The sequence below is a fragment of the Pseudomonas sp. GD04015 genome, from assembly GCF_029837675.1.
GTDB lineage: Bacteria > Pseudomonadota > Gammaproteobacteria > Pseudomonadales > Pseudomonadaceae > Aquipseudomonas > Aquipseudomonas paralcaligenes.
Map to the genome: position 1 here is coordinate 19,286 of NZ_JAOEEE010000046.1, position 15,694 is coordinate 34,979.

Sequence of the window (15,694 nt, forward strand, 5' to 3'; positions counted from 1 at the left end):
ACCGCCTTAAGAAATCAGCTCATCTATTTCCTCCGCAGTAAGACGTTTTAGAGCCTCCAAGGATTTAGCCAATTCGTCCTGGAGGGGGGCACTCGCCAAGCGCTTGCTCTCGATCGCTTCGCTGAAAGCGGCCAGGACGGGGAACTCGAACAGTTCCCGCAACGCCATCTCAATCCCGATCCGTTCGCGTACCCGTACCACTACCTGGGTAGCCAGCAGGGAATGCCCACCCAGCTCGAAGAAGTGGTCGGACAGGCCGGCCTGCTCCACCTCCAGCACCTCGGCCCATATGGCAGCGACCTGCTGCTCCAGCTCTGTGCGCGGAGCCACGTAGGCTTGCTGCTGGCTGGCATCGGGCTCCGGCAGCGCCTTGCGGTCCAGCTTGCCGTTGGGGGTGACCGGCAGCCCGTCGAGGAAGACCAGATGCGCCGGTACCATGTAATCCGGCAGGCCGGCGCGCAGCGCAGTCTTGAGCCGATCGCCCAGGGCCCGTGCGCCGTCCTCGGGAACGCCGTGGAGCGGCACCACGTAGCCCACCAACTGCTTGCCGCCGAGGCCATCCCGTGCCAGCACCACGGCCTCGCGTACCTCTGCCTGCTCCAGCAGGCGTGCTTCAATCTCACCCAATTCGATGCGCAGGCCGCGCACCTTCACCTGATGATCCAGGCGTCCCAGGTAATCGATTACGCCATCGCCCCGGTAGCGAGCCAGGTCGCCTGTGCGATACAGGCGGCCGCCGGTGGTGTCGAAAGGGTCGGGCACGAAACGCTCGGCGGTCAGGCCGGGCCGTGCGTGATAGCCACGGGCAAGGCCCACGCCACCCAGATAGAGTTCACCGGCACCGCCATCGACCGCCGGGAGCAACCCGGGCTCCAGTACATGGGTCTTGAGGTTGTCGATGGGCCGTCCGATCGGCACCCCCGCGCCCTCCTCCTGGCCACAGGTCCAGTGGGTAACGTCGATGGCCGCCTCGGTCGGCCCGTAGAGATTGAACAGCCCGGCCGCCGGCAGGCGCTGGCGGACCTGGCGGACCAACTCGATGGGCAGTGCCTCGCCGCTGCACACCATGCGGGCGATACTCCGGCAACTGGCCGCCCCCTCGCCGGCCATGAATACCTGCAACATCGAAGGTACGAAGTGCAGCGTCGTCACCCCGTGACGATTGATGGTCTCTACCAATCGCTCCGGCTCCCGGTGCTCGCCCGGTTGCGCCAACACCAATCGCGCCCCGCTCAGCAGCGGCCAGAAGAACTCCCAGACCGATACGTCGAAACTGAACGGCGTCTTCTGCAAGACCCGGTCGCTCGTACCGAGGCCATAGGCCTTCTGCATCCACCACAACCGATTCACCAGGGCCCGGTGCGAGTTGCCAGCGCCTTTCGGCCTGCCGGTAGAGCCGGAGGTATAGATCACATAAGCGAGGTTGTCCGGGGTGCAGAGGCTCAGCGGATCCTCGTCGGAGTAGCCATCCAGCCAGCCATCGTGGCTGTCCAGCTCCAGACACTGGATGCCCTCGGGAATCGGCAGCGTAGCGGTGAGGTGGGACTGGGTCAGCAACAGGCCGATGCCGCTGTCTTCCAGCATGTAGCTCAGGCGGTCGCTCGGGTACTCCGGATCCAACGGCACATAGGCGCCGCCGGCCTTGAGAATGCCCAGCAGCCCCACCACCATTTCCAGACTGCGCTCCACCGCGATACCCACCAGCACGTCCGGCCCCACGCCCCGCTCCCGCAGGGCATGGGCCAGCCGGTTGGCCCGGAGATTCAGTTCGTCGTAGCTGAGGGTCGTTTCGCCAAATACCAGTGCCGTGGCTTCGGGCGCCTTCGTCACCTGAGCCTCGATCAGTGCCTGGAGGCAGTAAGTGGCCGGAAAATCGGCCGCCGTGGCGTTGCGCTCATGGACGATCCGCTGGAACTCATCCGCCCCCAGCATCGGCAGTTCGGAAACGGGCCGGTGCGGAGCACGGACCATTGCCTCCAGCAGCCGGACCCAGTGCCGCCCAAGCCGCTTGATGGTGTTCGACTCGAACAGCGCGGTGCAGTAGATCAGCGACGCCTGGATGCCCTGCTCACGCTCCATTGTCTCCAGGCTCAGATCGAACTGCGTGGCCTGCCGTGGCCATGCCAATGCTTCCAGCGTCAGCCCCGACACGCCTTGGAGACCGGCCTCCGGCACACGCTGGTGGTTGAACATCACCTGGAACAGCGGACTGCGGCTGAGGTTGCGCTCCGGCTGCAGCACCTCCACCAGTTGCTCGAAAGGCAGGTCCTGGTGGGCTTGTGCACCCAGGGCCGTGGCCTTCACCTGTTGCAACAGATCATCGAAGCCGAGTTGCGGCGTGAAGGTGGCCTTGAGTACCTGGGTGTTGACGAAGAAGCCGATCAGCCCTTCGGTTTCCAGGCGGTTGCGGTTGGCGATGGGCACGCCGACACGGATGTCGTCCTGCCCGCTGTAGCGGTGCAGCAGCGTCTGGAACGAGGCCAGCAGTAGCATGAACAGGGTCACCCCCTGCTCCTGGGCTCGCTGCTTCAGGGCCCGGGCCAGTTCGTCGTCCAGCACGAAGTCCAGGCTCGCACCGGCATGGCTCTGCACCGCCGGGCGTGGGTGGTCGGTAGGCAATTCCAGCACCGGCTGCTCATCACCCAGTTGTGCCTGCCAGTAGGCCAGTTGCCGCTCACGTTCGCCGGCATCCATCCATTGGCGTTGCCACAGGGCGTAATCGGCATACTGGAATTCCAGCGGCGGCAGCGACACCTCGACTCCCATGCTGAAGCCCTCGTAGAACCGCACCAGCTCGTCCACCATGACCGGCGTCGACCAGCCATCGGTGACGATATGGTGCAGGGTCAACACCAGCACATGCTCGTCCACCACCAGTTGCAGCAGTTTCACTCGCAGCAAGGGGCCGTGTTCCAGATCGAAGGGACGCTGTACTTCTTCTTCGATGGTGAACGACAAGTCCCTCTCCACCACGGGCACGACCACCAGTTCCACCGGTAGCTGCGGATGGATCACCTGCACAGCCTGCTCGCCCACCTGCTGGAAGGTGGTGCGCAGGGATTCGTGGCGCTGCACCAGGGCATCGAAGCTGCGTTGCAGCGCGGGAATATCCAGCACCCCTTTCAGGCGCAAGGTCGTGGGAATGTGGTAGGCGGCGCTCGTTGGCGCCAGCTGCCAGAGGAACCACTGGCGCTGCTGGGCATAGGACAGCACCAGGGGTTGTGCACGATCGGCCGTGGCAAAGGCCGGTGCGCCGTTGCCCGCCGCACCGTCGATACGCTGGACGAAGGCGGCGAGCGTCGGCGCCTCGAACAGCTCCCGCAAGGGCAACTCGATGGCCAGGGCCTGGCGGACCCGGGAGATCACCTGGGTCGCCAGCAGAGAATGGCCGCCCAGTTCGAAGAAGTGGTCGGTCAGGCCGACCCGCTCCACCTTGAGCACCTCGGCCCAGATGGCAGCGATGTGCCGTTCCCGCTCCGTACGCGGCGCCACGTAGACCTGTTGCGACTGACTGGCATCGGGTTTCGGCAGCGCCTTGCGGTCCAGCTTGCCGTTGGGGGTCAGCGGCAAATGGTCGAGGAACAACAGGTGGGCCGGAACCATGTAGTCCGGTAGCGCAGCCTTGAGGGCAGCCTTGAGTTCGTCGCGTAGCTTGTCATGGCCGCTCTCGGCCAATGGCTGCTGGGGCACCGCATAAGCCACCAGTTGCAGGCCGCCCATGGCGTCCAGAGCCAGCACCACGGCCTCGCGCACAGCATCCTGTTCCTGCAGTTTGGTCTCGATTTCCCCCAGTTCGATCCTGAAGCCGCGAATCTTTACCTGGTGGTCGATACGCCCGACGTACTCGATCACCCCATCGTCGCGGCAGCGCGCCAGATCGCCAGTACGGTACAGCCGGCTGCCCGGCTCACCGAAGGGATCGGGCAGGAATTTCTCGGCGGTCAGCGCCGGGCGATTCAGGTAACCCCTGGCCAGGCCGGCGCCGGCCATGCACAGCTCGGCGGCAACACCGGCCGGCACTGGCTGGCCCATGGTATCCAGCAGATACACCGCACTGTTGGAGATGGGCCGGCCAATGTTGGCGCGCCCACCCGGAGTACGCAGGGTGCAGGTGGAATAGGTGGTGTCCTCGGAGGGCCCGTAAAGGTCGTAGACCTGGCGCACCTGCCCACTGCGGTAGAGGTCTTCCACCAGGGATTGCTTGAGCGCTTCGCCAGCCAGGTTGACGATCCGTACCGAAGCCGGCAATTGGCCAGCCTCGCTCAGGGCCTTGATCGCCGACGGTACCGTGTTGACCAGGCGCACCCGCTCCCGAGCCGGCAGGTGCGGCAGCTCCAGAGCGTTAGCCGCCAGCACTGCATAGCCGCCTGCCGCGAGGGTGACGAAAAGCTCCCACACCGACAGGTCGAAACAGATGGAGGTGGAAGCCAGCACGCCTTGCAGGTCGCCCACGCTGTACACCGACAAGGCCCAGTCGATCAAGGCGGCCACATTGCGGTGCTCAATCAGCACGCCCTTCGGCAGGCCGGTGGAGCCCGACGTGTAGATGCTGTAGGCAAGGCTGGCAGGTTGCGTCAGGTTGCATGGATTGCTGTCCGGGTAGGCCGTCAGGTCGAGCTGGTCGAGTAGCAGCACCTCGGTGCCCAGCACCTGGGGCAACCTCTCCTGCAGGGATGACTGGGACAGCAGCAACAGGGCCTGGCTGTCCTTCAACATGTAGGCCACCCGCTCCGGAGGATATTCCGGGTCCAACGGCACATAGGCGCCGCCAGCCTTGAGCACCGCCAGCAGAGCCACTGCCAGGTCCAGGTCACGTTTCAGGGCGATGCCCACCAGCACGTCCTGGCCCACACCACGCTCACGCAGCTTGTAGGCCAGGCGGTTGGCCTGGCGATTCAACTCTCCATAGCTCAGCTCACGCTCACCGGCCACCAGGGCCAGAGCCTCCGGCGTCTTTTCCACCTGGGCCTCGAACCCCTGGTGGATGCAGCGGAACGGCAGCGGATCAGCAGGCAACGGATTCCAGCCCCGCACCACCTGGCGGTACTCGTCCTGGTCCAGCATGGCCAACTCACCCAGCCTCGCCTGGCCGTCCTGCACCAGGGCACGCAGCAGGTTGCCGAAGTGCCGCGCCAAAGCGGCAACCGCCGGGCCGTCGAAGTGGCGGCGGTCGTAGCCGTAGCGCACGGTGAGAGTCTCGCCCAACCCCACTTCCAGCATCAGTGGAAAGCTGGTCTGCTCCTCACTGTGTGCCACGCCGAAGTGCAGACCCGCCGGAGCCGCCTGTTGCAGCACGGCGGACACCGGATAGTTCTCGAAGACCAGCAGGCTGTCGAACAGGCCATCGCCGCCCTGCCCCGCCCAGCGCTGGACCTCGTACAGGGGCGTGTACTCGAACTCCCGCAGATCGAGGTTGCGCGCCTGGACCTGCGCCACCCAGTCGACCACACGAAGGTCGGCCCGAGGGACACCGATCACCGGCAGGGTATTGATGAACAGGCCGATCTGCTCTTCCACCCCGGCCAGTTCGGCGGGGCGGCCGGCGACCGTGGCGCCGAAGCATACCGTCTCCTGGCCGCTGTAATGCTGCAACAGGAGCAGCCAGGCCGACTGCACCAGGGTATTCACCGTGACCTTATGGTCCTGGGCGAACTGTTTCAGTCGCCCGGCGAATTCGCCTTCGAAGACCTGGTGATGGTCGGCATGGCCCTGAGCCACGACGACCCGATGGGCCATGACATGCGCCAATCGCGTCGGCTCGTTCAGTTCGGCCAGTTGTTCCTTCCAGAAAGCCTCGCTGGCGGCCGGGTCCTGCCGCTGCAGCCAGCGGATGTAATCCCGGTAACGCCCTGTGGGCGCCGGCACCGGCTGGCCGGCATAACGCTGCAGCACCTCGCCGAGCAGCCGCGAGTTGCTCCAACCGTCCATCAGGATGTGGTGATGGGTATAGATCAGCTGATGGCGCTGCTCGTCGACCCGCACCAGTACCAGGCGCAGGAGCGGCGCCTGTTCCAGCACGAAGCCCTGCCGGCGTTCCTCGGTGGCCAAATCGTCCAGGTCCTGGTCGAGTGTGGTCTGGCCGCGCCAGTCGTGCTCGACGAAGGGCAGCGCCACTTGGCGATAGACTACTTGCAGCGGCTGCTGCTGGCCGCCTTGCCAGAGGAATCCGCTGCGCAGGATGTCGTGGGCGTCCAGGGTCGCCTGCCAGGCCTGGCGGAAACGCACTCCGTCCAGCCCCTCCACCGTCACCCGCAGTTGATTGATGTAATGACCGCCGCGCTGGTTGTAGAGGCTGTGGAACAGCATCCCCTGCTGCATCGGCGACAGCCCGTAGAGGTCGGCGATCTGCTCTACGGGCACCGGCAGGGCATCCAGTTGCGCCTGGACGATGTCCGCCAGGGGGAAGTCCGACGGCGTCACGCCGCGATTGCCATGGTCACAGCAATGCGCCACCAGGGCATCCAGTTCCTCGACGTACTCGTCCGCGAGGTGCTGCACCACGGTCTCGTCGAACACCTCGCGACTGAAGGTCCAGCCCAGACTCAACTCACCCTCGTAGACCTGCCCCTCCACGCTCAGCAGGCCATCCAGCGGCGCCTCCGGGCTCTGGCCAGCCCCGCTGCCCTCCGGGGCAGGCAACCAGAGGCCGTGCTCGGCGGAGAAGCTGCCATCGAACTGCCCCAGGTAGTTGAAGACGATCTCGCCACGGGGCAGCGCCGCCAGCGCCTGACGCACCGGAGCACGCCCCAGGTGGCGCAGCACACCATAGCCGATGCCCTTGTCCGGCACCGCCCGTAGCTGCTCCTTGATGGTCTTGATGGAGTCACCCAGGGCCGCCCGAGGACTCAACCGGACCGGGTACAGGCTGGTAAACCAGCCGACCGTGCGGCTCAGGTCGATGTCATCGAACAGGGCTTCACGGCCGTGGCCTTCCAGGCGCACCAAGACTTCGTCCTGTCCGGTCCAGTGGGCGATCACCCGGGCCAGGGCGGTCAACAGCAGATCGTTGACCTGAGTGCGATAGGCCGCCGGCGCCTCCTGCAACAGACGCCGGGTAGTTTCACGTGAGAGCCCCGCGCTGACCACCCTGGCATGTTTGCGCTGGCGTCCGCCGGCAGGATTGACCACCGGCAGTCGATCGCTTGAGCCTCCCAGCTGGCCCTGCCAATAAGCAAGCTCTGACTCGCGCTCCACCGCATGGGCAGCCAACCGCTCTCCCCAAGCCTGAAAGGCGCTGGTCTTGGCCGGCAGAGGTGTGTGCGGAGCCCGATAGACCTGTTGCAGGTCCTCCAGCAGGATCCGCCAGGAAACGCCGTCCACCACCAGGTGGTGAATCACCAGCAGCAACCGCTGACTGGCATCGGGCAGGGTCACCAGCAGGGCCCGTAGCAGCGGCCCTCGCTCCAGGCTCAGGCTGGCCTGGGTACGCTCGATCCATGCCGTCAGTTCTGCCGCGTCATCCAGGCGGGCGACCCAGAGCACATCGTCGGGCTCGGCGCTGTGTTCGGCGCACCATTCGCCGTCCGCGGGTTCGAAGCGCAGGCGCAGCGCGTCGTGGTGGGCCTGTAGCGCCAGCAGCGCGTTGCGCAGAGCAATCTCGTCAAGGGCATCCACCGGCTGCAGCAGGAGCGCCTGGTTCCAGTAATGGCGTTGCGGAATCGCTTCGGCGAAGAACCCGTGCTGGATGGGGGTCAGCGGCATGGGCCCGGCAACCGGCCCCTGGTCGATGGCAATACTGGCGTCACGCCCCGCCACCGTCGCCAGTCCTTGTACGGTCTGATTCTGGAAGAGGTCCTTGGGCGACAGGCGGATGCCCGCCTGGCGCGCGCGGCTCACCACTTGGAGAGAGACGATGGAGTCGCCACCCAGCTCGAAGAAGTTGTCGGTCAGGCCCACCCGCTCCAGTTGCAGCACGTCCTGCCAGATGGCTGCCAGTTGCCGCTCCAGTTCACTCTCCGGCGCCACGAAGGCCTGCTGCCCCTGGCTGGCATCCGGCTGCGGCAGCGCCTTGCGATCAAGTTTGCCATTGGCGGTCAGCGGCAGGTCATCCAGGAACAGCAGATGCGCCGGCACCATGTAGTCCGGTAGCCTGGCCCTGAGCGCCGTCTTCAGCTGCTCGCGCAACGTGACCTGGGCGTCGGCTGGCAGCGGTTCGCTCGACACCACATAGCCCACCAGTTGCTTGCCTCCCGGCCCCTCTTGGGCCAGCACCACCGCCTCGCGCACCGGGTCCTGGGCCAGCAGTTGCGCCTCTATTTCCCCCAACTCGATGCGGAAACCCCGAATCTTCACCTGATGATCGATACGCCCCACGTACTCCACCACGCCAGCGGCACGGTAGCGCGCCAGGTCGCCGGTGCGGTACAGCCGGCCACCACCCACCGGGTCGAACGGGTCCGGGACGAAGCGCTCTGCGGTGAGCGCCGGGCGATTGTGATAGCCCCGGGCAAGGCCGGCGCGGCCCACGTACAGCTCGCCGGTGCCCCCCTGTACAACGGGGCTGCCGCCATCCTCCAGCACATACCAGGAGAGATCGGGGATCACCGCACCGATGGGGCTGGAAACCGCCTGTTCCAGGTCGTCCAGACGAATCGGCCGATGGCTCACGTGGACCGTCGTCTCGGTGATTCCGTACATGTTGATCAGGCTGGGAGCCTCGCCGCCGAAGCGCTCTAACCAGGGGCGCAGGCTGCGCACCTCCAGCGCTTCGCCGCCGAACACCACATGGCGCAGGCTAAGCGCCGGGGCGCCCTGTTCCGCCGCGCAGGCAACCGGCATCAATTGCTTGAAGGCCGACGGCGTCTGGTTCAACACCGTCACCCGTTCGCGCAGCAGCAACTGGTGGAAATCCTCGGGAGAACGGGTGATGTCGCGGGGCACCACCACCAGGCGACCACCGTGGAGCAGCGCACCGAAGATCTCCCACACGGAGAAGTCGAAAGCGTAGGAGTGGAACAGCGTCCAGACATCCTGATTACCGAAATGGAACCAGTGCTCGGTGGCGCTGAACAGCCGCAGCACATTGGCATGGGGCAGCAGCGCGCCCTTGGGCTTGCCTGTGGAGCCCGAGGTGTAGATCACATAGGCCAGGTTCTCCGGCCCGACCGTGATCGGGAGATTGCCCTCGTCATCGGCTTCTTGCCACTCCGCGGCCCGGTCAAGGCTCAGGCTGGTGACCGAAGTGGACAACGGTAGCCGATCCAGCAGGTGGGTCTGGGTCAGCAACAACCTGATACCGCTGTCTTCCAGCATGTAGGCCAGACGATCCTGGGGATACTCAGGGTCCAGTGGCACGTAGGCGCCACCGGCCTTGAGGATGCCCAGCAGCCCTACCAGCATCTCCAGGCTGCGCTCCACGGCGATCCCCACCAACACGTCCGGACCCACGCCGCGCCGACGCAGGGCATGGGCCAGTCGGTTGGCCCGGCGGTTCAGCTCGCCGTAGGTCAAGGATTGCCCCTCGAATACCACCGCCACGGCCTCTGGCGCCTTCGCCACCTGCTCCTCGATCAAGGCCTGGAGGCAAAGGCCGCCAGCCCGGGACTCCACCGGCGGGTTCCAGTCCAGCAGGGTCCGCTGCCGCTCTTGCGCGCCCAATAGCGGCAGCTCGGCAAGCGGCCGCTCCGGCTGGATGCACAAGGCCTCCAACAGATTGCGCCAGTGCCCTGCCAGGCGCGCGATGCTGGCGGCCTCGAACAGGTCCAGGGCGTAGGTGAACGCCACGCAGAGCTTGCCGCCCTGCTCGTAGGTATCCAGGGTCAGGTCGAACTGCACCGTGCAGTCTTTACGCTGCAGCGGTCGTGCCACCAGGCCGGACCGGCTGCTCAGCTCGCCGACATCCGCAACCCTGGGCTGGTGGTTGAACATCACCTGGAACAGCGGGTTGCGATCCAGGCTGCGTTCCAACTGCAGCGCATCCACCAACGACTCGAACGGGAGGTCCTGATGGGCCTGGGCACCCAGCACCGTCTCGCGCACCCTCGCCAGCAAGCCAGTGACATCGAGCAGCGGGTCGAGGTCGGTGTGCAGGACCTGGGTATTGATGAAGCAACCTATCAGCCCCTCCACCTCGGTGCGGTGGCGATTGGCGACCGGTACGCCGACGCGAATGCCGGTCTGCCCGCTGTAGCGTTGCAGGAGCAGCTTGAACGCTGCCAACAGGACCACGAACAGAGTGACATTGTGCTGCCGGGCCAGGGCCCGCAAGCGCTCGGCCAAGCCTTCCTCCACCTGGAAGGCATGGCGGGCGCCCCTATGGCTCAGGGCTGCCGGGCGGGGGTGGTCGGTCGGCAGCTCCAGAGGCTCATGCCGGTCCCCGAGCTTCTCGCGCCAGTAGGCCAGTTGCCGCTCCTTCTCACCCGCCTCCAGCCAGCTGCGCTGCCACAGTGCATAGTCACGGTAGTGGATCGGCAGAGCCGCCAGCTCGGTTTTCTCCCCCGCGGAGGCGGCATCGTAGAGACGCAGGAACTCGTCGATCAGCAGGTTCAGAGACCAACCATCGGCGATGATGTGGTGCAGGGTCAGCAGCAGCACATGCTCCTGATCCTCCAACTGCAGCAGCCGTACCCGCAGCAATGGCCCGGCGGTGAGATCGAACGGCGTTCGCGCCTCCGCCGCGGCCAGCTCCTCCACCCGCTGTTCGCGGAGGTCGGCAGTCGGCAGCGCCGTCAGGTCATCGACGCCGATGGGCACCGGGCCCGGTTCCAGCACCTGTTGGTAAACATCGCCATCCTCCTGGACGAAACGGCAACGCAGGCTTTCGTGACGGATGACCAGCGCGTCGAAGGCACCCTGCAGCGAGGCCTGGTTCAGCTTGCCCTTCAGGCGTACCGCCATCGGCAGGTTATAGGCCGCGCCGTGCGGGTCGAGCTGCCAGAGAAACCACATGCGCCGCTGGGCGTAGGAGAGCACGGCGCGGTCAGCCGCGGCGACGTCGGCCGGTATGGGCAGCAGGGAGAAATCCACCCCCTCCTCCCGCAAGCCATCCAGAAACAGACGGCGCTTCTCCTGAGGCAGCTCGATGAAGCGGCGGGCGAGTTTCAGGGCGTTTTCTGCATTCATGAGTCTTCATCCGTACAAGGAGCGGCGATCCCCTTTGAACGGATGGCGAAAACAGAAAATTAGCGGCCCGCCTGCCCTTCGGCCCTCTGGCTAAATGCCCGCGCCCGGCATTCGTCACCCAGGCGGATTCCCATCACAGAGGGCAGCATCATGAGCCTTGCCGAAACACTGGCGCAGAACCTGCGCAACCTGGCCCAGCGCACAGGCCTGACCAGGGCCTCCAGCTACAGCCTGTTCGACGTGGAGCTGAAACGGCGAACCGAACTCAGCCCATCGCTCGGACGGTTCGTCTTCACCGGGCCGGACGTCGCACGGATGCGCACCCTGGCGCCGGACCAGCGGATCAAACTGCTGTTTCCCGCGCCCGATGGCTCGCCACCGCAACTCCCCCATGAAGGCGACTGGCACAAGAACCTTCGCGCTCTCGATCCGCAATCTCGACCGCCGATGCGCACCTACACCATTCGCGCGCTACGCCATGAAGCGCTCGAGGTGGACGTGGATTTCGTCCTGCACGGCGAGACCGGCCCCGCCTCCGCCTGGGCTACCCATGCCCGACCGGGAGACCGCCTGCAGATGGTGGCACCGGATATCCGCTATCCGAGCGATCCCGGGGGTTACGAATGGCGCCCGCCAACCGACGTGCGCCATGTATTGCTGATCGGCGACGAGACGGCGCTGCCAGCCATCGCCGGCATCATCGAGCAACTGGCCGAGCGCCAGGACGCCCCGGTGGTGCAGGCCTTTCTGGAAATTCCCACCGAGCGGGACGCTCTGCCATTGCCACGCGGCCCGTTGACCCGCTTACACTGGTTGCCACGCGCGGAGACGGGAGCAAGGCATGGAGCCAGGATGATCGAGGCCGCCCACGAACTGGCTACGCTGCCCAGCTCGGCACCACGCGAAGAGAACTGGATGCCGCTGGATCAGGTGGATATCGACCGGGAGCTGCCCTGGGAGCTGGCCAGCCCCGTCGACACGGCGTTCTATGCCTGGGTGGCGGGCGAGTCGGCGGCGGTGATGGCGATCCGTCGCCACTTCATCGGAGAGTTGGGACTGGATCGTCGCGCGTCCAGCTTCATGGGCTACTGGCGGCACGGCAAGGTTCTGGGCTAGGGCTCACCGCGCGCACCGGATACGGTGCGCGCCTATCCGTCCCCGTCCTACGCAATGCGTTCCGAGTAGCCCTCGGCCATCGCCACCACCACCTTGCGTTTGCCGGTGAAGGGCGAACGCGCATGGGCGGCCAGCATGTTGTCGAGCATCAGTACATCGTCCCGCAGCCAGGGGAAGCTGATGGTGCAGTCGTCCAGCACCCCGCGCACCTCGTCGAGCAGGGCATCCTCGAGCGGCGTACCGTCGCCGTAGTAGACGTTGCGCGGCAGGTCCTCCTCGTCAACCACGTCGAGCAGGCTTTCGCGCACCTCCGGTGGCAGGTTGGAAACATGGAACAGATGGGCCTGGTTGAACCACACCATGTCCCGGGTCAGCGGGTGGCAGGCCACCGCCTGGCAGACCTGGCGGGTACGCAACTCGCCATCGTCCTTCCACTCGCACTGGATGGCGTGGGCGCGGCAGTACTGTTCCACGACCTGGCGATCCTCGGTGTTGAACACCTGCTCCCAGGCCACGTCGAGGCCGCCGCCGTAGTTGCGCACATACATCAGCCCTTTATCCACGAGGCGCTCGCGGATGCGCGCCGGCACCCGCCGATAGACTTCCCGGCTGTCGGCGATCGGGGTCTCGCCGCCGGTTTCCGCCGGGATCACGCTGTAGAACCAGATCTTCATCGGCCATTCCAGGGTGTAGGCCTGCTCGTTGTGCAGGGGAATACTCTGGTGGGCCGGATATTCGGTGGAGGTATACACCCCCTGGGTGACATTGCTGCGCGGCGTGGAACCGAACTCGTAGTTCAGCAGCGGATGGCCGAAGGCGGCCGCGAACTCGCGGAAGGCCTCCGCCCCACCGACCTCGAAACCACGGAACAGAATCCCTCCACAACCCAGCAGGTGACGGTCGACCAGGGGCTTCAGCTCGGCAAAGGCCTCGCGCAGATCCAGCCCAGGCTCCGGCGCCTGTACCAGCAGCGGCAGATTGCCCATTCCCGCCTGCAGCGGACGGATATCGAAGCCCAGCAGTTCGCTCATGTGGTGATACCTCAGGCGCCCGCCACCATGGCGGAGCGGGGTTGAATGCGGCGCAGGTGAACGCTCAGGTTGCTCCTGATCAGTTTCAGGACCCGACTCTCGTGCTCGTGAATGAAGAAGTGCCCACCCGCGATCATGTCCAGCGAAAAGCCGGTGGCAGTCTCGTCCTGCCAGGCCAGCAGCTGCTCCATGCTGCTCTTGTCCTCCTTGCCGCCCAGAACGTGGATCGGCAGTTCGAGACGCGGCCGTTGCCGGCACTGGTAGCGCCCGCACATCAGGAAGTCGGCGCGCAGGATCGGCAGGGTCAGGCCCATCAGCTCTTCGTTGGCGAGGACTTCTTCCGGCGTGCCCTGCAGGTCGCGCAGTTCGGCGACCAGTTCCGCGTCGCTCTTGGGCTGCGAATAGTCCTTTTCGTAGTCCTCGCGCCGGGTCGGCGCCGCCGTGCCGGAGGCGAGCAGCGCCAACGGCGCCGGCTGGCCCGAGTCGCGCAGGGCATGGGCGATCTCGAAGGCCAGCAGCGCGCCGAGGCTGTGCCCGAACAGCGCGTAGGATTGCCCCAGGCGCGGCGCCAGCTCACCGGCCAGTTGCCGGGCCAGAGCGTGCATGTCGGTCTGCAGAGGTTCGCCGAGGCGCGCACCGCGCCCCGGCAGCTCCACCGGCCGCACCTCCAGCCAGTCCGGCAGGCTACGCCGCCAGCGGCTGTAGACCATGGCGCTGGCGCCGGAGTACGGCAGGCAGAACAGGTTCAGTTTCGACACGGTCGGCGACCTCAGTTGACGGCGGCGCCTTCGCGCTCCTTGGCCATCGCTTCCATCTTGATGCGCAGGCTCAGGGGACGCATGTCGGTCCACACTTCTTCGATGTAGGCCAGGCACTCCTTCTTGAAGCCGCTCTTGCCCGCCTTGCGCCAGCCCTTGGGAATCTCCTTGTAGTCCGGCCAGATGGAGTACTGCTCCTCGTGGTTGACGACGACCTGGAAGAGGATGTCCTCGCGATCGAAAACGGAAGTCATGACGTGTGTCCTTGTGTGCGTTGGATCGGGAATGCCCCTGCAAGGGCTCGTACGGAACAACGAATGGAGGCGTCGGGAAATTAGCCGGCGGCGAGCGCCGCCGACACCGCACGGGCGAAGATGTCCGCCACCTGCTCGACCTCCTCGTGGGTGATGATCAGCGGCGGCAGGAAGCGCACCACGCTGCCGTGGCGGCCGCCCAGTTCGAGGATCAGCCCACGCTTGAGGCATTCGCGCTGGATCGCCGAGGCCAGGGCCGGGTGGTACGGCGGATGGCCGAGGGTATCCGGCACCCCGGCCGGGTCGACGATCTCTACGCCGAGCATCAGCCCGCGCCCACGCACGTCGCCCAGTTGCGGGTGAATCCGCTGCACCGCCTGCAAGCATTCGCGCAGGTGCTGGCCGACCTGCTCCGCATGTCGCGCCAGGTCGTGCTCCTGGAGATAGCGGATCACCGCCGAGCCGGCGGCCATGGCCATCTGGTTGCCACGGAAGGTGCCGGCGTGGGCGCCGGGCTGCCATTTGTCCAGCCAGTCCTGGTAGACCACCACGGACAGCGGCAGGCTGCCGCCGATGGCCTTGGACAGCACCACCACATCCGGCACTATGTGTGCGTGTTCGAAGGCGAACATCTGCCCGGTGCGGGCGAAGCCGGTCTGGATCTCGTCGATGATCAACGGGATGCCGGCTCGCGCGGTGATCTCGCGCAGGCCGCGCAGCCAGGTGTCGGCTGCCGGAATGGCGCCCGCCTCGCCCTGCACCGCCTCGACGATCACCGCGGCCGGCGGCTGCACGCCGCCTTCCGGGTCGTCGAGCAGGTTGGCGATGTAGTGCAGGCCCACCTGGACACCCTGCTCGCCCCCCAGCCCGAACGGGCAACGGTAGTCGTAGGGGAACGGCAGGAACTGCACGCCGTGGCTGAGCAGCGAGCCCAGCGGCGTCTTGGCCTTGAGGTTGCCCATCAGCCCCAGCGCGCCCTGGCTCATGCCGTGGTAGCCGCCCTGGAAGGCCAGTACCGTGCTGCGCCCGGTGGCGGTACGCACTAGCTTGAGGGCCGCTTCCACCGCATCGGTGCCGGTCGGGCCGCAGAACTGGACCTTGGCCTGGCGGGCGAATTCCGCCGGCAGCACGCCGAACAGGTCTTGGACGAACTGGTCCTTGACCGGCGTGGTGAGGTCCAGGGTGTGCAGCGGCAGTTCGTCGGCCAGCACCTGGCGGATCGCCTCGACCACCACCGGGTGGTTGTGGCCGAGCGCCAGGGTGCCGGCGCCGGCCAGGCAGTCGATGAAGCGCCGCCCCTCGACGTCCTCCACGTGGATGCCGCGGGCGCGCTTGAGCGCCAGGGGAATCCGCCGCGGATAGCTGCGGGCGTTGGATTCCTGCCGGGCCTGGCGGGCCAGCAGCGGGTTCTCGTCGAACCCGTAGAGTGACTCCGCTTCCACCGGTGCCTCGATTTCCGCTACCGCGATATTCA

The 15,694-nt window shown here is 66.2% G+C and carries 6 protein-coding genes; 1 reads left to right on the forward strand and 5 read right to left on the reverse strand.

What is annotated here, in order from left to right:
• Positions 1-6 precede the first annotated feature (6 nt).
• Positions 7-11,061, reverse strand: a complete 11,055-nt coding sequence (locus N7640_RS23625; RefSeq protein ID WP_279906250.1) for a non-ribosomal peptide synthetase — start codon at positions 11,059-11,061, stop codon at positions 7-9.
• A gap of 150 nt (positions 11,062-11,211) precedes the next feature.
• On the opposite strand from N7640_RS23625, the gene N7640_RS23630 reads away from it, so the two are divergent.
• Positions 11,212-12,177 carry a siderophore-interacting protein gene (locus N7640_RS23630; protein WP_279905999.1) on the forward strand — a complete coding sequence of 322 codons (966 nt, stop codon included), beginning with the start codon at positions 11,212-11,214 and terminating at the stop codon, positions 12,175-12,177.
• 47 nt (positions 12,178-12,224) lie between these two features.
• Here N7640_RS23630 and N7640_RS23635 read toward each other — a convergent pair whose 3' ends face one another.
• From N7640_RS23635 to N7640_RS23650, 4 genes are all read right to left on the reverse strand, one after another.
• Positions 12,225-13,208, reverse strand: a complete 984-nt coding sequence (locus N7640_RS23635; RefSeq protein ID WP_279905998.1) for a TauD/TfdA family dioxygenase — start codon at positions 13,206-13,208, stop codon at positions 12,225-12,227.
• Between the two features lie 11 nt (positions 13,209-13,219).
• Positions 13,220-13,966, reverse strand: a complete 747-nt coding sequence (locus N7640_RS23640; protein ID WP_279905997.1) for an alpha/beta fold hydrolase — start codon at positions 13,964-13,966, stop codon at positions 13,220-13,222.
• An 11-nt stretch (positions 13,967-13,977) separates the two neighbouring features.
• Positions 13,978-14,220, reverse strand: a complete 243-nt coding sequence (locus N7640_RS23645) for an MbtH family protein (RefSeq protein WP_220814458.1) — start codon at positions 14,218-14,220, stop codon at positions 13,978-13,980.
• A gap of 80 nt (positions 14,221-14,300) precedes the next feature.
• Positions 14,301-15,689, reverse strand: a complete 1,389-nt coding sequence (locus tag N7640_RS23650) for an aspartate aminotransferase family protein (protein ID WP_279906251.1) — start codon at positions 15,687-15,689, stop codon at positions 14,301-14,303.
• Between the last annotated feature and the right edge of the window lie 5 nt (positions 15,690-15,694).